The organism is Streptomyces sp. NBC_01433, assembly GCF_026340105.1.
In the GTDB taxonomy this organism is placed as follows: domain Bacteria; phylum Actinomycetota; class Actinomycetes; order Streptomycetales; family Streptomycetaceae; genus Streptomyces.
Genome location: NZ_JAPEPM010000001.1, coordinates 1,613,433 through 1,630,189, shown reverse-complemented (window position 1 = coordinate 1,630,189; position 16,757 = coordinate 1,613,433). Strand labels below are relative to the sequence as shown.

14 protein-coding genes are annotated in these 16,757 nt (G+C 72.1%); 9 read left to right on the top strand and 5 right to left on the bottom strand.

What is annotated here, in order from left to right; translation table 11 throughout:
• Positions 1 to 43 precede the first annotated feature (43 nt).
• Together OG413_RS07225 and OG413_RS07220 are read left to right on the top strand one after the other, a co-directional pair.
• A complete protein-coding gene (locus tag OG413_RS07225; protein ID WP_266803593.1) occupies positions 44 to 1,186 on the top strand; it encodes an acyl-CoA dehydrogenase family protein in 1,143 nt (380 codons plus the stop codon).
• Complete coding sequence (locus OG413_RS07220; protein WP_266803591.1) at positions 1,183 to 2,232, top strand: Zn-dependent alcohol dehydrogenase; 1,050 nt, start codon at positions 1,183 to 1,185, stop codon at positions 2,230 to 2,232. Before OG413_RS07225 ends, OG413_RS07220 begins: the two co-directional genes overlap by 4 nt.
• 69 nt (positions 2,233 to 2,301) lie before the next feature.
• Here the strand turns inward: OG413_RS07220 and OG413_RS07215 are convergent, their stop codons facing one another.
• On the bottom strand, positions 2,302 to 3,294 hold the full coding sequence (locus OG413_RS07215) for a GlxA family transcriptional regulator (protein WP_266803589.1): 993 nt from the start codon (positions 3,292 to 3,294) through the stop codon (positions 2,302 to 2,304).
• A gap of 62 nt (positions 3,295 to 3,356) precedes the next feature.
• Between OG413_RS07215 and OG413_RS07210 the strand changes: the two genes are divergently transcribed.
• From OG413_RS07210 to OG413_RS07200, 3 genes are all read left to right on the top strand, one after another.
• Positions 3,357 to 4,739, top strand: a complete 1,383-nt coding sequence (locus tag OG413_RS07210) for an MFS transporter (protein ID WP_266803587.1) — start codon at positions 3,357 to 3,359, stop codon at positions 4,737 to 4,739.
• Positions 4,736 to 5,173 (top strand): DUF2809 domain-containing protein, encoded by a 438-nt coding sequence (locus tag OG413_RS07205; RefSeq protein ID WP_266803585.1) that lies wholly within the window; start codon positions 4,736 to 4,738, stop codon positions 5,171 to 5,173. Before OG413_RS07210 ends, OG413_RS07205 begins: the two co-directional genes overlap by 4 nt.
• 160 nt (positions 5,174 to 5,333) lie before the next feature.
• On the top strand, positions 5,334 to 6,737 hold the full coding sequence (locus OG413_RS07200) for an MFS transporter (protein WP_266803583.1): 1,404 nt from the start codon (positions 5,334 to 5,336) through the stop codon (positions 6,735 to 6,737).
• 15 nt (positions 6,738 to 6,752) lie between these two features.
• Here OG413_RS07200 and OG413_RS07195 read toward each other — a convergent pair whose 3' ends face one another.
• The 3 genes from OG413_RS07195 to OG413_RS07185 all read right to left on the bottom strand — a co-directional run bounded on the left by OG413_RS07195 (position 6,753) and on the right by OG413_RS07185 (position 10,676).
• Complete coding sequence (locus OG413_RS07195; protein WP_266809957.1) at positions 6,753 to 7,355, bottom strand: flavin reductase family protein; 603 nt, start codon at positions 7,353 to 7,355, stop codon at positions 6,753 to 6,755.
• A gap of 65 nt (positions 7,356 to 7,420) precedes the next feature.
• The gene (locus tag OG413_RS07190; protein WP_266803581.1) at positions 7,421 to 8,290 is read right to left on the bottom strand and encodes an enoyl-CoA hydratase/isomerase family protein; all 870 of its coding nucleotides are present in this window, start codon (positions 8,288 to 8,290) and stop codon (positions 7,421 to 7,423) included.
• Between the two features lie 157 nt (positions 8,291 to 8,447).
• Entirely contained in the window at positions 8,448 to 10,676 is a 2,229-nt protein-coding gene (locus OG413_RS07185) for an acetate--CoA ligase family protein (RefSeq protein ID WP_266803579.1), read from the bottom strand.
• A 310-nt stretch (positions 10,677 to 10,986) separates the two neighbouring features.
• Here OG413_RS07185 and OG413_RS07180 point away from each other — a divergent pair, with 310 nt between their 5' ends.
• Positions 10,987 to 11,835 (top strand): NAD(P)H-binding protein, encoded by an 849-nt coding sequence (locus OG413_RS07180; protein WP_266803577.1) that lies wholly within the window; start codon positions 10,987 to 10,989, stop codon positions 11,833 to 11,835.
• Positions 11,836 to 12,007: 172 nt separating this feature from the next.
• On the opposite strand, the gene OG413_RS07175 is transcribed toward OG413_RS07180, so the two are convergent.
• On the bottom strand, positions 12,008 to 12,958 hold the full coding sequence (locus OG413_RS07175) for an AraC family transcriptional regulator (RefSeq protein ID WP_266803576.1): 951 nt from the start codon (positions 12,956 to 12,958) through the stop codon (positions 12,008 to 12,010).
• Between the two features lie 102 nt (positions 12,959 to 13,060).
• On the opposite strand from OG413_RS07175, the gene OG413_RS07170 reads away from it, so the two are divergent.
• The 3 genes from OG413_RS07170 (at position 13,061) to OG413_RS07160 (ending at position 16,704) form a co-directional block, all read left to right on the top strand.
• The gene (locus tag OG413_RS07170; protein ID WP_266803574.1) at positions 13,061 to 13,963 is read left to right on the top strand and encodes an NAD(P)H-binding protein; all 903 of its coding nucleotides are present in this window, start codon (positions 13,061 to 13,063) and stop codon (positions 13,961 to 13,963) included.
• Positions 13,964 to 14,340: 377 nt separating this feature from the next.
• Positions 14,341 to 14,721, top strand: coding sequence for a hypothetical protein (locus OG413_RS07165; protein ID WP_266803572.1), 381 nt, complete (start codon positions 14,341 to 14,343; stop codon positions 14,719 to 14,721).
• 369 nt (positions 14,722 to 15,090) lie between these two features.
• Positions 15,091 to 16,704, top strand: a complete 1,614-nt coding sequence (locus OG413_RS07160) for an alpha/beta hydrolase (protein WP_323137818.1) — start codon at positions 15,091 to 15,093, stop codon at positions 16,702 to 16,704.
• The last annotated feature ends 53 nt before the right edge of the window (positions 16,705 to 16,757 follow it).

The following is a 16,757-nucleotide window of genomic DNA, read 5'->3' as shown; positions in this document are numbered from 1 at the left end:
CGTCCGTGGGGCGGAGCCCCCAGGAGAGAAGCAGGAGGCACGCATGGACTTCCGTTTCGGGCCCGAGGACGAGGCGTTCCGCGCACAGGCCCGCACCTGGCTGGAGGCCAACCTCCCCACCGCCACCACCCCCCGCACCTGGGAACGCACCCTCGGCCGTGACGGCTGGATCGGCCTCGGCTGGGAGACCCCGGACCCCGGCTACGGCAACCGGCGCGCGAGCCCGGCCCAACAGGTGCTCTGGGCCGAGGAGTACGCCGCGTCCGCCGCCCCCGCCCGGGTCGGCCACATCGGCGAGAACCTCCTCGCCCCGACCCTGATCGCGTACGGGACCGAGGAGCAGCGGCGGCGCTTCCTGCCCGGCATCGCACGCGGCGAGACGCTGTGGTGCCAGGGGTACAGCGAACCGGGCGCCGGTTCCGACCTCGCCTCGGTGCGGACCGCCGCCGTACGGGAGGGGGCGGGCGGCTATGCCGTGACCGGGCAGAAGATCTGGACCTCGCTCGCGCGGGAAGCCGACTGGTGCTTCGTCCTGGCCCGCACCGAGCCGGGATCGTCCCGCCACCACGGGCTGTCGTTCCTGCTGGTCGAGATGGACCAGCCCGGCCGCGTCGAGGTGCGGCCGATCCGCCAGATGTCGGGGACCAGCGAGTTCAACGAGGTCTTCTTCGACGGGGCGCGTGCCGAGGAGGTGGTGGGCGGCGAGGGCAACGGCTGGACCGTCGCCATGGGGCTGCTGGCCCTGGAGCGCGGGGTGTCCACGCTCGTCCAGCAGATCGGGTTCGCCGCCGAACTGGAGCGGGTGGTGCGCGCCGCCGTCGAGGGCGGTGCCGTCACCGATCCGGTCCTGCGGGAGCGGCTGGTGCGGCAGTGGGCGGAGCTGCGGACCATGCGCTGGAACGCGCTGCGCACCCTCGGTACGACGGGCGACCCCGGCGCCCCCAGCGTGGCCAAGCTCTTGTGGGGCGGCTGGCACCAGCGGCTCGGCGAGCTGGCCGTACGGATCAAGGGCCCGGCGGGGGCCGTCGGCCCGGCCGCCTGGTCCGAGCGGAGCCCGTACGAACTCGACGAGGCACAGCGCCTGTTCCTCTTCACCAGGTCCGACACCATCTACGGCGGCTCGGACGAGATCCAGCGGAACATCATCGCCGAGCGGGTGCTCGGCCTACCGAGGGAGCCGAGATGAGAGGCGTCGTCTTCGACGGCAAGCGGACCGAGGTCATCGACGACCTGGAGATACGCGATCCGGCGCCCGGTGAGGTGCTGGTCGCGGTGGCCGCGGCGGGTCTGTGCCACAGCGATCTGTCGGTGATCGACGGCACGATCCCCTTCCCCGCGCCGGTGGTCCTCGGCCACGAGGGTGCCGGGGTGGTGGAGGCCGTCGGCGCGGGCGTCACGCATGTGGCTCCGGGGGACCATGTGGCGCTGTCGACGCTGGCGAACTGCGGGGCCTGCGCCCAGTGCGACCGGGGCCGGCCCACGATGTGCCGCAAGGCGATCGGCAGGCCGGGGCGGCCCTTCTCGCGGCGCGGGAAGCCACTGTTCCAGTTCGCCTCCAACTCCGCTTTCGCCGAACGGACCCTGGTCAAGGCCGTACAGGCGGTGAAGATCCCCGCCGGGATCCCGCTGACCTCGGCGGCGCTGATCGGCTGCGGGGTCCTCACGGGAGTCGGCGCCGTACTCAACCGGGCGCGGGTCGACCGCGGCGAGACGGTCGTCGTCATCGGCACCGGCGGCATCGGGCTCAACGTGATCCAGGGGGCGCGGATCGCGGGCGCCCTGACCATCGTGGCCGTCGACGCGAACCCGGCGAAGGAGGCGGTGGCCCGGCAGTTCGGCGCCACGCACTTCCTGACCTCGGCCGAGGGCGTACGGGAGATCCTGCCGACCGGCGCCGACCACGCCTTCGAGTGCGTGGGCCGCACGGAACTGATCCGGCAGGCGATCGACCTGCTGGACCGGCACGGCCAGGCGATCCTGCTCGGTGTTCCGGCGGCGACGGCCGAGGCGTCGTTCCTGGTCTCGTCGATGTATCTGGACAAATCGATCCTGGGCTGCCGGTACGGATCGTCGCGCCCGCAGCGCGACATCGCGCTCTACGCCGACCTGTACGGCGAGGGGCGGCTGCTCCTGGACGAGCTGGTGACCAGGACCTACCCGGTGGAGGACTTCGACGAGGCGGCGGACGACGCGCACCACGGGCGGGTGGCGCGGGGGGTGCTGGTGTTCTGAGGCCGCGCGGTGCGTCGCGTCGCCGGGGGAGCGCGTGCTGCGCCCGGCGACGCGTCGCGCCGTTGTGGGTCAGTGGCGCTGGTCCGCCGTCGTGCGGAAGGTGCGGCGGTACACGGTCGGCGGCACGCCCAGCGCAGCCTGGAGATGCTGGCGCAGTGAGGTGGCCGTGCCGAAGCCCGCGTCCCGTGCCACCTGGTCGATCGACAGGTCCGTGGACTCCAGCAGCTGCCGGGCCCGCTCCACCCGCTGCTGGGCCAGCCACTGGCCGGGGCTGACGCCGACCTCCTCGCGGAAGCGGCGGGTGAACGTCCGTACGCTCATCGCCTCCTGCCGCGCCATGTCGCGCAGCAGGATCGGCCGGTCCAGGTGCCCCAGCGCCCAGGAGCGGGCGCCGGTGGTGGTCGCGAACCGCGGTTCGGGTACGGGCCGGTGGATGTACTGGGCCTGCCCACCGTCCCGGTGCGGGGGCACGACGGTGCGGCGGGCGATCTCGTTGGCGACGGCGGCGCCGTGGTCGCGGCGCACGATGTGCAGGCAGAGGTCGATCCCCGCGGCGACCCCGGCGGAGGTGAGGACGTCGCCGTCGTCGATGAACAGGACGTCCGGGTCGACGCGGACGTTCGGGAAGAGCCGCTGGAAGTGTTCGGCGGAGGACCAGTGCGTGGTCGCGGGCCGCCCGTCCAGATACCCGGCGGCGGCGAGGACGTAACTGCCGGTGCAGATGGAGACCATCCGGGTGCCCGGCCGGACGAGCGCGAACGCGGCGGCCAGTTCCTCGGTGAGCCTGCCCTCGGTGTGGACGGGGCCCAGCTCGTAGGAGGCGGGGACGACGACGGTGTCGGCGGTGGCGAGCGCCTCCGGCCCGTGCTCGACGGTGATCGTGAAGTCCGCGTCGGTGTGGACCGGGCCCGGCGGGCGGACGGAGCAGGTCACGACCTCGTACAGCTTTCTTCCCTTGTTGCGGGGCTCCGCGCCGAGCGACCGGCCGAAGATCCTCTGGGCGATGCCCAGTTCGAAGGGGAGCAGCCCATCGAGGGCCAGAACGACGACACGGTGCGGCATGACGGACCTCCTACAACCCACTAGCTGGTATAGACCAAAAGCTGATACATGTCACTGCTGTGATGGAGAAGCCGATAGAAACCGCGCCCATTCCCGGCGCACCGGACGACCTGGTTCCGCCCCTGGCCCCGCCGCCCCCGCTGCGGGGGGTGACGGTCGGTATGGGGCCCGGCTCGGGGTCCGGCGCAGGTCCCGGCTCGGAGTCCGGTGGAGGGTTCGGCTCGGGGTTCGGCTCGGGTCTCGGCTCGGGGCCCGGCGAGCTCTGGAACCGTAACTTCCGGTACTTCTTCGTCGCCCGTACCGTCGCGCTCTTCGGCGACGGGATGATCCCGGTGGCGCTCACCGCGGGTCTGCTCGGCGCGGGCCGCCCCACGTCGTCCGTCGGGTTCGCGCTGGCCGCCTGGATGGGGCCGCTGGCGTTCTTCGTGCTGTTCGGCGGGGTGCTGGCGGACCGCTTCACCCCGCGCCGCATGATGATCATCGCCGATGCGCTCCGGCTGATCGGTGCGTCGTTGCTCGCGGTGGCCTTCGCGACGGGCAACCCGCCGCTGTGGGCGGTCTACGTACTGAGTTCCGTCGCCGGGGTCGGCGCCGCGCTGTTCCAGCCGGGCGTCGCCTCGACCGTGCCCCGGGTCTCCTCCGACGTCCAGCGGGCCAACGCGGTCCTCCGGGTCTCCGAGGCGCTGATGACCATGGCGGGTCCGGCCTTCGCGGGCGTGCTCGTCGGGCTGGCCAGCGCCGGGGCCGTGTACCTGGCGAACGCGGCGACCTTCGCCGTCTCCGGGATCTGCCTCTTCCTGATGCGGCTCGCCCCCGCCCCGGCCGACGACGCGGTGCGCGGCACGTTCGTCGCGGAACTCGCCGACGGGTGGCGGGAGTTCCGGGCCCGCTCCTGGCTGTGGGGCGTGATCGCGATCTGGACGGTGTACGGGTTCATGGTGCTCGGCCCGATGCTCCCGCTCACCGCCGTCCTGGTCACCGAGGAGCACGGCTCGGGGACGTACGGCGTGATGATGGCGGTGAACGGCGCGGGCAGCGTGGCCGGCGGCCTGCTCGCCCTGCGGCTGCGCCCGCGCAGACCGCTCGCGGCGGGGGCCCTCGCGCTGTCCGCCGTGGTGGTGAACCTGGTGGTGCTGGGCCTCGGGACGCCGGTGTTCGCGCTGGGGGCCGGACAGTTCGTGGCGGGCGCGGCGTTCGCGTTCTGGCTGGTGATGTGGTCGACGACGGTCCAGACCCACGTTCCGCCGGAGGCCCTGAACCGTCTGCACGCCTATGACGTGGCGGGCTCGCTCCTGATGGTGGCGGCGGGCCGCGCGCTGGCCGGACCGGTGGCGGAGGCGGTGGGTGCGCCGGAAGTGCTGCTGGCCGGTGCGGTGATCAACATGCTGGTGGTGGGCGTGCTGTTGATGGCCCGGCCGATCCGGCGGCTGGAGCGGATCGGATGACGGCGCGGGTACGCGGGCGGGCGTCGGCCGCTCGTACGCGGGCGCTGGCGGCGGGTGCCGCGCTGCTGACCGTGGCCGCCGGGCTCGGCATCCGGTCGGTGGCGGTCGGCGACGTCGCCAAGTACGCCGGGGACGCGCTGTACACGGTGCTGATCTGCGTCCTCGTGGTGATCGTCGCACCGAGGGCGAGGCCGCTGCCGGTGGCGGGGGTGGCGCTGGCCTTCAGCTGGGCGGTGGAGTTCGCCCAGCTGACCGGCGTACCGGCGGAGCTGTCCGCGCGCAGCGGGGTGGCCCGGCTGGTGCTCGGCTCGACGTTCAACGCCCCGGACCTGTTCTGGTACGCGGTGGGGGCGGGGGCTGCCTGCGGTGTGCACGCGTGGGCGACGCGGCGTGGCACGTCCGGCCGGGCCGTGGGGCGGGCGGTCGCCGAATAGGCCGGGGAGGGGGCGGACAGGTCCGGGAGGTCCGGGAGGTCCGGGAGGTCCGAACAGGCAGGGGCGCCTCGACCCGTGCCCCGACCCGTGGCCCGATGCCTGCGAACCGTGTCCGTCCGGCCACTCGTACGCCCGGCGTCCGGGCCGGATGCTGAGTGACGTGACCCAGACAACCGAAGGCGCCGCCAGGGACGACGACCGGCGGCCCGGCGCCGCCGCGGGGCCGGGCGGCAAGTCCGCGACGTCCGGCTCCCGTACGTGGACATCCGACCGTCGCGCGGGCGGGCCCGGCCCCCGTTCCGGGACGCATGACCGCCGCCGCCGGGACCCGCGCGTCCACTGGGCCTGGGTCATCGCCGCCGTCACCTTCGTGACGATCATCGGCGGCGCGGCGTTCAACTCGCTTCCCGGCCTGCTCATCGACCCGCTCCACACGGAGTTCGGCTGGTCGCGCGGGGAGATCGGGCTGGCCGTCTCGATCGACATGGCGCTGTACGGGCTGACGGCACCGTTCGCCGCGGCGCTGATGGACCGGTTCGGCATCCGCCGGGTCGTCGTCGTCGCGCTCAGCATGGTGGCCGCGGGGGCGCTGGCCAGTGTCTGGATGACGGCGGCTTGGCAGCTGATGATCTATTGGGGCCTGCTCGTCGGCCTGGGTACCGGCTCCATGGCGATGGCGTTCTCCGCCACCGTGACCAACCGCTGGTTCGTCGCCCGGCGCGGCCTGGTCACGGGCGTCCTCACCGCGGCCGGTGCCTCCGGCCAGCTGGTGTTCCTCCCGCTCTGCGCCTGGATCGTCGACGCGCACGGCTGGCGCCCGGCCTCGGTGACCGTGGCTCTGGCGGCCCTGGTGGTCGTCCCGTTCGTCTGGCTCCTGATGCGCGACCACCCGGCCGACGTGGGCCTGGCCCCGTACGGCGGTGAGTACGTGGCGAAGCCCGTACCCGAGAAGGGCGCCGCAGGACGTACGGTGCGCATTCTGTTCGACGCCGCGCGGACGGGCCCGTTCTGGCTGCTCGCGGGTACGTTCGCGATCTGCGGGGCCTCGACCAACGGCCTGATCCGCACCCACTTCGTCCCGTCGGCCCACGACCACGGCATGCCGATCACGGCCGCCGCCTCGCTGCTCGCCGTCATCGGGGTCTTCGACGTGATCGGCACGATCTTCTCCGGCTGGCTCACCGACCGCTACGACGCCCGCCGTCTGCTCGCCGTCTACTACGCGCTGCGCGGCCTCTCGCTGCTCTTCCTGCCGATGCTGATGGCGCCGACGGTCCACCCGCCGATGGTCTTCTTCATCGTCTTCTACGGCCTGGACTGGGTCGCGACGGTCCCGCCGACCATGGCGCTGTGCCGTGAGCAGTACGGCGAGGACAGCGCGATCGTCTTCGGCTGGGTCCTGGCCTCGCACCAGGTCGGCGCGGCGGCGGTGGCGTTCCTCGGCGGTGTGGCACGGGACGTGTTCGGTTCGTACGACATGGTCTGGTACGCGTCGGGAGCGCTGTGCGCGACGGCGGCACTCATGGCGCTGGTGATCCGGCGGAAGGCGCCGGCGCCTGCGTGAGGCCCCTCGGCCGGTTCAGCCGCTGAACCGGCCGAACGCCCCCCGGTGGAACAGCAGCGGATCCGCGTCCGCGCCGTCCGCCGTCGCCCCCAGCGCCTCCACCCGGCCGACCACGATCAGATGGTCCCCGCCCGTGTGCACGGCCTGGATGCGGCAGTCGACCCAGGCCGGTACGGAGCGCAGGAGCGGTGACCCGGTCGCGGGGGTGTTCTCGTACGCCACTCCCGCGAACTTGTCGGCCCCGCTCACCGCGAACCCCCGGCACAGCGCGCCCTGGTCCGCGCCCAGGATGTTGACGCAGAAGACTCCGGCGCGCGCGATGCGCGGCCAGGTCGACGACGTACGGGCGACCATGAAGGTGACCAGCGGCGGATCGAGGGAGAGCGAGGCGAACGACTGGCAGGCGAACCCGGTCGGGCCGTCCGCGTCCTGAGCCGTCACGACGGTGACGCCCGTCGCGAAGTGCCCCAGCACACGTCGGAATTCGCCCGGATCGACGGACAGCCGCTCGTCGTCGCGGACGGCTCTGAGCTCGGGCCGAGGCAACGGGTCCAGCGGTGCCGGGGCGGTGGTTCCGGCACCGACGGACCTGAGGTACCGGACGGCGGTTGCGGCCATACCTGCGTGTCCCATCACACCTCCATTAGAACTGACGAACCATCAGACAGGAAGGGATGGAACCCTCACCTTCCCCGGTACTTCGGTGAGCGCCGTGCCACGAAGCTCGCGACCCCTTCGTTCGCGTCCCGCGTCGTCATGTTGACCTCCTGGGCCATCGCCTCGGCGGCGAACGCCGTCGCCCGGTCGCTGTCCAGCGAGGCGTTCACCAGCTGCTTGGTCAGGGCGATCGCCCGGGTGGGCCCGTCGGCCAGCCGCCGCGCCCATTCCCCGGCGGTCTTGGCCAGCTCCGCGTCCGGCACCGTGCGGTTGACCAGTCCCAGCCGCTCCGCGTCCGCGGCGGGGAGCGCGTCGCCGAAGAACATCAGCTCCTTGGCGCGCTGCGGCCCGATCAGCCGGGGCAGCAGATACGCGCCCCCGCCGTCCGGGACGAGACCGCGGCGTACGAACACCTCGATGAACTTCGCCGAGTCGGCGGCCAGGACCAGATCGCAGGCGAACGCGAGGTGCGCGCCGAGGCCCGCCGCGGTGCCGTTGACGGCCGCGATCACGGGTTTCTCGCAGTCCAGGACGGCGGCGATCAGACGCTGGGCGCCGAGCCGGATCGTACGGGCGACATCTCCGGGTACGCGTTCGCCGCCGGAGGCCGGGGCGCCGCGCAGGTCCGCGCCCGCGCAGAAGCCGCGGCCGGTGGCGGTGAGGACGACGGCCCGCACGGCGGGGTCGGCGGAGGCTTCGGCGAGCAGGGCGATGACGCGTTCACGCTGGTCCCAGGTGACGGCGTTCATGGCGTCGGGCCGGTTGAGGGTGATCCACGAGACGCCGTTGTCAGTGGTGTGGAGTACCAATGACTCAGTGGGGTCTACGGGTTCGACAGGTACGACGGGTTCGACGGAGGTGTCGGGCCTGGCGGTGTCTTCGGGGGAGGACGGCATGAGGCAGCTCCATGGCGGGCGGCGGCGGGGCGTGGGCGGCAAGTGGTGGGACAAGGACAAGGGCAGGAGCAGGAGCAGGACCAGGAGCAGGACCAGGAGCGGCGGCGGGGGCTGGAGCGGAGGCGGCGGGTGGTGGCGCTGGGGCCGGCGTGGGGGATCAGCTGCAGACGGCCAGCGCGTCCAGGGCCACCGCGCCCTGCCCCCGCCCCAGCACCACCAGCGGATTGATGTCCAGTTCGGTGAGGTCGTCGCCCAGCTCCAGGGCCATGCGCTGCACCCGGAGCACGACCTCGACGAGCGCGTCCACATCGACCGGCGGCCCGCCGCGTACGCCCTCCAGGAGTGCGCGGCCACGCAGTTCGCCGAGCATGTCCCGCGCCTGGTCCTCGCCGAACGGCGGCACGCGGACCGCCGTATCGTGCAGGACCTCGACCAGTACGCCGCCGAGACCGACGGTCACGGTCGGCCCGAAGAGGGCGTCCTGGGTGACGCCGACCATCATCTCGACGCCCCGCTCGATCATCTGGCAGACGAGGACCCCGTCCAGGTCGATGGACTCGAAGCGCGCGATGTCGGTGAGTTCGCGGTACGCGTCGCGGACCTGGCTGGCGGAGGTGAGCTGCACCTTCACCAGCCCCAGCTCGGTCTTGTGGGCGAGCTGGGCGCCGGACGCCTTCATGACGACGGGGTAGCCGACCAGTCCCGCCGCCCGGACGGCGGCCGCCGCGCTGGTCACCAGCTGCTCGCGCGGCACGCGAATGCCGTACGCGCGCAGCAGCTGCTTCGCCGCGTGCTCGCTCAGCCGGCGTCCCGGGCGGATCAGTGCCTGCGCCTTGCGGAACGAGGGCGACGGGGTGCGCGGCGCCTCGTCGAAGGGCGAACGGTAGCCGGAGGCGAAGCGGTGGTGGTCCAGATAGGCCCGCACGGCGGTGATGCAGTTGCCGAACGTACGGAAGGTGGCGACCCGGGACGAACCGAGCAGCGTCGTGCGGTAGGCGTCCTCGGTGCCGACGGGCGACCCCCAGATCACGCACACCAGCTTGTCCGTGGTCTCCGCCGCGTCCACCAGGTCCTGGGCGAGCCGGTCGCTCATCGGAGGGAAGGGGCCGGTGATCGGGCAGATCAGCACCCCGACGGACGGGTCCGCGAGGATCGCGTCGATGATCTTCCGGCCACGCCAGTCGCCGACCGGGTGGCCGCCGTTGTCGATCGGGTTGGCGACGTTCAGATAGCCGGGTATCCAGGAGTGCAGTTCGCGCTGCTTCTCCTCGGACAGGGTGGGCAGGTGGAGCCCCGCCCCGGTGGCCAGGTCGGAGAAGTGCGCGCCCGTGCCGCCCGAGATCGAATACACCGCGACCCCGTCGGCCTGCGGCGGCCTGGCACGGGCCAGTAGCGCGGCGGTGTCCTGGAGTTCGTCGAGGCCGTCGACCCGGATCACCCCGAACTGCCGCATCGCCGCGTCCACCACCTGGTCGGCGCCGGTCAGCTTGCCGGTGTGCGAAGCGGCCATCCGGGCCCCTGTCTCCGTACGCCCCACCTTGACCGCCACGACGGGGACCCCGGCACGGGCCGCCCGGTCCGCGGCGAGGAGGAACGCGCGGCCGTCCTTGAGGCCCTCGACGTAACAGGCGATGGCCCCGACCTCGGGGCGCTCGGCGAAGTACGAGATGAAGTCGGAGGTCTCCAGATCGGCCTCGTTGCCCGTGGGCGCCCAGTGCGAGAGCCGGATGCCCAGCTCCTGGAGGGTGTAGACGGGCCGGCCCTGGTGCCCGGACTGGGTGATGAGGGCGATCGCGGGCCCGTCCAGGTCCTCCCGGAACTCCTCGAAGGCGTTGAGGTTGGTGTTCGGCCCGAGCAGCCGCAGCCCGGACCGTTCCACCGCGGCCGCCAGCCGGGCCTGCGCCGCCGCGCCCGCCTCGCCGGTCTCGGCGAACCCGGAGGCGAAGGCTACGGCGAACTTCACCTTGGCCTCGGCGAGTTCCTCGATGACCGGAAGGGGGTCGCCGACCAGCAGTACGGCCAGATCGACCTGTTCCGGCAGGTCGGCCACGGAGGGAGAGCAGGCCCGTCCGAACACGGAGGGCCGCGTGGGATGCACCGGGTGCAGCCGCGCCCCGACCCGCTCGGCCCAGGCGATGAGCTGCCGGGTGATCCCGGTGTTCGGCCGCCCCTCGGTGTCGGAGGCCCCGATGACGGCCACGGACCGTGGCCGGAAGAACCGGTCCAGGTCGGGCACGGTCGAGTGCAGCGGCCGCCCGCTGACGTCGAGACCGCCCTCCACCGCAGCGGTTGTCATGCTGACGACGGCGGCGTGCGGCTCCTCGCCGCAGGCCACCACTCTGGCGCGGAAGTCGGTGGTGAGGGTGCCGTGAGTCGATCCAAGCATCGTTCCGCCCACTTCTGCTCGATGGTGTCCGTCCGGGCCCCGCGGAGTCGTCCGGGCCCCCGTTCCATAGCTGACGCCTTGTCAGGTTACTGAACTGACGGCCCGTCAGGAATGGCTGGGACGGAATGGGTGGGACGGAATGCGTGCGGCACCGCCGGTCCGGGGCATCGCCCGGTGGCCGTGACCGCGAGGGGCCGGACCTTCGGAGCCCGGACCTTCGGAGCCCGGAGACCCGGGCGCCGGACGTCCGGACATTCATCCCGGATTCTGGAACATGGCCGCAGGAGCGCCGCCGGGACAGGCTTCAGTCATGACAAAAGCAACTGTTCTCGTAATCGGCGGCACCGGCAAGACCGGCCGCAGGGTGGTGGCCCGGCTCCGCGAGCAGGGCGTGGAGACGCGCGTCGCCTCCCGTTCCTCGGAGATCCCGTTCGACTGGGCGGACCCGGGCACCTGGGAGGGGGCCCTCGACGGGGTCACCGCGGCCTACATCGTTCCGTACGACATCTCGCCCTCGCCGACGCCCGCGCTGGTGGAGCGGGCCGTGGCGAGCGGGGTGCGGCGGCTGGTGCTGCTCTCGGCCCGGGGTGTGGACGTGCCCGGATACTTCGGTGCCGCGTACGACGGTGACGGGCCCCATACGCAGGGGGAGACCGCCGTACGGGCCTCCGGGGTGGAGTGGACGATCCTGCGGCCGGGCTGGTTCGCCCAGAACTTCAGCGAGGGCATCTTCCACGACGGAGTGACGGGCGGCGAGCTCGCCCTGCCCACCGGGGACGGCGCCGCCGCGTTCGTCGACGCCGAGGACATCGCGGCGGTGGCCGTCGCCGCGCTCACCGAGGACGGCCATCAGGGCCAGGTGTACGAACTGTCCGGCACCCGGGCGCTCGGGATCGCCGACGTACTCGCGGAGATCGCCGGGGCGACCGGGCTGCGGGCCCGCTATGTCCCCGTGGGGGAGGACGAGTTCCGGGCCGGGCTGGTCGCCCAGGGATTCCCGGCCGAGGAGGCGGCGGTCTGGACCGACGCGCTGAAGCCGATCCGGACGAGCGAGGAGGCCCCGGTCGTCGACGGGGTACGGCGCGCGCTCGGCCGGGCACCGCGTGACTTCACCGATTTCGTGCGGGACGCGGCTGCGGGGGGTGCCTGGCGGGCGTGAGGGCGGGGAGGCGCGGGTCGGGGGCAGGGGGCGAACGTCCCTTTGCCCCCGCGCCCCCGCGCCGGCCGTTTCAGCATCCCCGCGCCCCGCACCGCGCCCCCCGACCGCGCCCCGCGACCGCGCCCCGCACTGCGTACGGACCGTCTCGGCCCCCCGGAACTGGCGGCCCCACTTACCCCGCAGGGGCCGCCAGCTCCGAGGGCGCGAGGGACGCGGCCTCCCGGCGGTACGTGCTCGGGCTCTCGCCCCGGAGCCGCTTGAACGCCGCGCTGAAGCCGAAGGCGTCCGCGTACCCCACCCGCCGGGCCACGGCCGCCACCGTCAGCTCGGGGCGGGTCAGCAGGTCGGCCGCGAGGGTCATGCGCCACTCGGTCAGATACGCCACCGGCCCCTCCCCGACGAGTTCCGTGAACCGCTTCGCCAGGGTCGTCCGCGACACCCCGGCCCGGGTCGCCAGTTCCGCCGTCGTCCACGGGTGCGCCGGGTCCTCGTGCATCGCGCGCAGCGCGGGCCCCGCGACCTCGTCGCCCAGCGCGCGGTACCACTTGGGCGGGTCCGCCTCGGGGCGGTCGAACCAGTCCCGCAGCGTGCAGACCAGCAGCCAGTCCAGCAGCCGGTCGAGCACGATCTGCCGGCCCGGCCGGGCCCCGGTGATCTGGGCCTCCAGGTAGTCGCGCATCGCCGTGCAGTCGTAATCGTCCGGCACCACGAGTACCGGGGGCAGGACCCGGAGCAGCCGCTGCGGAACCTCCGCGCGCACGTCGTAGGCGGCGGCCAGCAGGACGGTGGGGCCGGTGAGTTCGTCGTCGGGGGACGACGCGTCGTCCGGCCGGTCCTCACGCCAGCGCACCTCCCGCACCGAGGCGCCGGGCGCCGCCCCCGTGGCCGGGTCGTCGGTGAAGACGAACGGTGCCGGACCCCGTACGATCGCGGCCTCACCGAGCCCCACCCGCTGCGGCGCACCGCTTTCCGGCACGATCCACCCGGCACCCCGCAGCGGCACGCACAGGGTCAGATACGCCCCGTCCGTGAACCGCAGCGACCACGGCGGCCACAACACCGAACGGCCGAACACCGCACCCTTGCCCCGTACGCCCCGCAACAGCTCATCGAACACGTCCATGTTCCCCACCGTACGCAGCCCCGGCACAGGTCCGGACGATCGCCTATGTGCCACGGACGGGCGGCCATGGTCGCGACCCCGTCGCCGCGATGGACTTGCCCCATGACAACGAAGACGAGCACCCATTCAGCCTCAGCCCCTGCCTCCGCCTCCGCCGACATCCTCGTGCTGGGCGCCACCGGCAAGACCGGCCGCCGGGTCGTCCAGCGCCTGCGCGACGCCGGGACGGCCAGGGTTCGGGCGGCCTCCCGCTCCGGTGGAGTGAGGTTCGACTGGACCCTCCCGGACACCTGGGAGCCCGCACTGTCCGGGGCGTCGGCCGTCTACCTCGTCGCACCCGACGACCCGTCCCCGGTACGGGAGTTCGTCACCAGGGCGACGGCCTCGGGCGTACGCCGCTTCGTCGCCCTGTCCGGCCACGGCATCGACAAGGCCGGGGGAGGCTTCGACAGGGCCGGGGGCGGGTTCGGCCAGGGCATGGCGGCAGGTGAGACGGCGGTACGCGAGTCCGGGGCCGAGTGGACGATCATCAGGCCCAGCAACTTCTTCCAGAACTTCGACGAGGACCTCTGGCTGGCCCCGCTGCGGGCCGGCCGGCTGGGGCTGCCGATCGGTGCGACGCCCGAGCCGTTCATCGACGTGGACGATGTGGCGGAGGTGGCGGTGGCCGTCCTCACCCAGGACGGCCACGCCGGCCGGATCCACGAACTGACCGGACCCCGGGCGCTCACCTTCGCCGAGGCCACGGAGACGATCGCCCGCGCCGCCGGACGGCCCATCCGCTACGAGGAGTTGACCCCCGACGCCCACCGCGCGGAACTTCTCGCCGAGGGCTGGCCCGAGGCCGCCGCCGACGCGCTGGGCGCCATGTTCGCCCTGCACCGGGCTGGCCGCTCGGCGGATGTCGCCGACGGCGTACGGGAGGTGCTCGGCCGCGCGCCGTCGGACCTGGAAACCTGGGCCCGCCGCATCGCGGCCAGGGGCACCTGGTCGGCGATGACCTGATCTTCCGAGACGACGGTCAGGTTCGCCGCCACGATATGTGGCCGAAATATCGGCCGGAAACCCCGCTCGCGCATGTGGTCGGAGCATCTCGCCCTCCGCCGTGAAAGACGAATGGGGGACGGCGGTCGAATAGGCGGAGCATGAGGGTGATCGCTCTTGCGATGCCAGAACTCCCGATGATATGACCCGGAGGCTTTTCCGGAGATGCCTGTCTTTCGCCTGTGTGTTTGGCAAGGGGCGGTGCGATAACGTCACCCACGAAACGGTAAGCGTTGGGGAAATCGGGGGGATCCGTGCAGAGTTCGGTCGAATGGCTGGAATTATTCGAACAGGCGGAGCGACCCAGAACCGCTGAATCCGGAGAAACGGCGCAGCGCATGTCCCTCGCCTCGGTCGCACCCGAGGGGCCGAGGAGTCCTTCGGCGCCTCCGGGCGAGGGCGGTGCGGGAGGTCTGCGGCACAGCGGCGGACCCTGGACCACGGCGTCGGGTGCGGCCGAGACCTTGCGGATCAGCACCGAACGGAGCCACCGCAGACTCGGATCCGCGCATGAGGGCGTTGCGTCCGGGGCGCGGGGGCTCGCGTCCGCAGCCGCACTCAAGTCCGTCCAGGAGTCCTGGGAGGAGCGGCTGACCGGCGTACGCGACGAGTGCGGATATCTGAGAACGGTGCTGCTCAGGGTCGCCAAGGACGTGGGTGAGACCGATGCTGCCGTGGACCGTTCCTTCGGTGCGGTGGCGAAGGGCGGGTCCCGGTGACCGGAGTGTCGCTGACCTGGCAGCTTCTGCGGGACCTGAAGCCGTCGGAGTTCGAGAGCGCGGGAGACGGCTGGCACGAGGTCTCGGGCCGCGCCGATGCCGACCGGGTGAAGACCGACAAGGTGATGACGGCGGGCCTGAGGAGACGCAGCAGGGGGCGACTCGGCGAACGGGGCCGTCGCGCGACTGGAGCGGCTGAGCCGGAACTTTCAGTACGTCCACACCGAAGCGGGCCTCATTCGTACGGCACTGAACGGCCTCGCCTCTGAACTGGCCGTACCGCGCAAGCAACTCCTTGAATTCCTGGAGGATGCGTGGAGCCTGAAGTTCACCGTCCACGAAGACGGTTCGGTCAGCTATCCGGCAGCCATGGGTGAAACCCTCCTCGGAAAGGAGGAGGCGCCGGGCGGGAAATCCCTGGGCAGCTCGCGATTGCCACTGGAAGCGCCGGGCCTGAACGAACAGCCCGGACTTCCGGGAGGCCGGTTCATTCCCAACCCGAATGCGGCGAAAGCGCAGGTAATCGCGGACAGCATCGCCCGGGCGGTCCGGTCGGCGGCCGAGATCGACGGCCGGTACGCGACGGCACTCGGCAAACTCAAAGCAGCCCGGGGCCTCGACGTCACCAGGGCGATGATGGACGACGTATTCCGCGACACGGCGGTGGTGCGCTCCACTGCCGGTACCTATCTGGGGCACGGCATTCCCTGGGACCGAACTCCCGCTGAGCGCAAGGAATGGTGGGACGGCCTGACGGAGGAGCAGCGCCAGGAGTATCTGGAAGTGGCCCCGGATCTGGTCGGCAACCTGGACGGCATTCCGGCGGTGGCGAGGGACGAGGCGAACCGCAACCATCTACCGGTGCTGAGCGGTGAGTTGGAGCAGCGGGGCGGCGAGGCGGCCCGGACGAAACTGGACGCGCTCCGAGAGCTACAGGTCAAACTGGGCGAGCCTTCCAAGGTGCCGATGTATCTCCTGGGCATCGGGGACGAAGGCAATGGGCGCGCCATCGTGGCGTACGGGAATCCGGATACGTCGCGGAACGTCTCTACGTACGTCCCTGGGCTGGGGACCAAACTGGACAAGAGTTTCGTCGATGGCACCCTTCAACGGGGCCTGGACACCGCCGTAGGCGCTAGAGGCTACGACTCATCGAGTGCGGCCATCGTGTGGCTCGGCTACGACGCACCCCAGGACGTGGACGTCATGGGCAAGGGCGACGCGCAGAAGGGAGCCCCCGCCTACAACAGTTTTATGGGCGGGCTGGAGGCCACCAACGAGTACAAGGACCCCCACCTGACCGCGATCGGCCACTCCTACGGCTCGCTCACGGTGGGCACCGCGACCCAGCAGGCCGGCGGCATTCCGGGCGCGGATGACATCATCCTGCTCGGCAGCCCCGGCACCGGAGTCGACAGAGCGGAGGACCTGGGTGTCGGTAAGGACCATGTCTTCGTCGGAGCGGCCGACAACGACCCCGTGACCAAGTTGCCTTCGAAACAGGAGACCGCGGCGGCCGCCCCATTGGTGTTGGGTGGGCCGCTGGCGATGTACATGGCCGGGGATATCGCGGACCAAGGTGACGACGGCCTCTACTTCGGCAAGGACCCGGCGAGTGGGGCCTTCGGCGCGCGCCGCTTCGAGGTGGACGACGGGCCCCGGCCCATCCGTGATCGGGGCGGGTTCGACGCCCATTCCCAGTACTTCACACCGACGAAGGACCACGTGTCCGCAGACAACATTGCCCCCGGTATCTTCGCCAAGAGCTCTGACGGATTCGCGATTGCTTTGACGATTGCCGACAAGGGGCAGGCCCGTTTCGAGGTGTCAACCCCATGCGTCAAGGAGTCGGACGTCGCAGCGCCCACGGCCGCGCCCAACGGGCCCGCCTACGAAGGCGTCGAGATTCCCCGTCCCAATGTGCGTTCCGACTTCTGGTCGGCCGGAACGCCGGTGCCCGCGCCGACGCCTCGCACGGGCTGATCCGACGCCCCGATGAGCGCCAAGGGCCGACGCCCCGATGAGCGCCACCACGG

Bases quoted from the DNA above. Each gene is read 5' to 3' on its own strand.
- OG413_RS07225 (WP_266803593.1), top strand. From the start codon at position 44: ATGGACTTCCGTTTCGGGCCCGAGGACGAGGCGTTCCGCGCACAGGCC.
- OG413_RS07220 (WP_266803591.1), top strand. From the start codon at position 1,183: ATGAGAGGCGTCGTCTTCGACGGCAAGCGGACCGAGGTCATCGACGAC.
- OG413_RS07215 (WP_266803589.1), bottom strand. From the start codon at position 3,294: ATGCCGCACCGTGTCGTCGTTCTGGCCCTCGATGGGCTGCTCCCCTTC.
- OG413_RS07210 (WP_266803587.1), top strand. From the start codon at position 3,357: ATGGAGAAGCCGATAGAAACCGCGCCCATTCCCGGCGCACCGGACGAC.
- OG413_RS07205 (WP_266803585.1), top strand. From the start codon at position 4,736: ATGACGGCGCGGGTACGCGGGCGGGCGTCGGCCGCTCGTACGCGGGCG.
- OG413_RS07195 (WP_266809957.1), bottom strand. From the start codon at position 7,355: ATGGCCGCAACCGCCGTCCGGTACCTCAGGTCCGTCGGTGCCGGAACC.
- OG413_RS07190 (WP_266803581.1), bottom strand. From the start codon at position 8,290: ATGCCGTCCTCCCCCGAAGACACCGCCAGGCCCGACACCTCCGTCGAA.
- OG413_RS07185 (WP_266803579.1), bottom strand. From the start codon at position 10,676: ATGCTTGGATCGACTCACGGCACCCTCACCACCGACTTCCGCGCCAGA.
- OG413_RS07180 (WP_266803577.1), top strand. From the start codon at position 10,987: ATGACAAAAGCAACTGTTCTCGTAATCGGCGGCACCGGCAAGACCGGC.
- OG413_RS07175 (WP_266803576.1), bottom strand. From the start codon at position 12,958: ATGGACGTGTTCGATGAGCTGTTGCGGGGCGTACGGGGCAAGGGTGCG.
- OG413_RS07170 (WP_266803574.1), top strand. From the start codon at position 13,061: ATGACAACGAAGACGAGCACCCATTCAGCCTCAGCCCCTGCCTCCGCC.
- OG413_RS07165 (WP_266803572.1), top strand. From the start codon at position 14,341: ATGTCCCTCGCCTCGGTCGCACCCGAGGGGCCGAGGAGTCCTTCGGCG.
- OG413_RS07160 (WP_323137818.1), top strand. From the start codon at position 15,091: ATGGGTGAAACCCTCCTCGGAAAGGAGGAGGCGCCGGGCGGGAAATCC.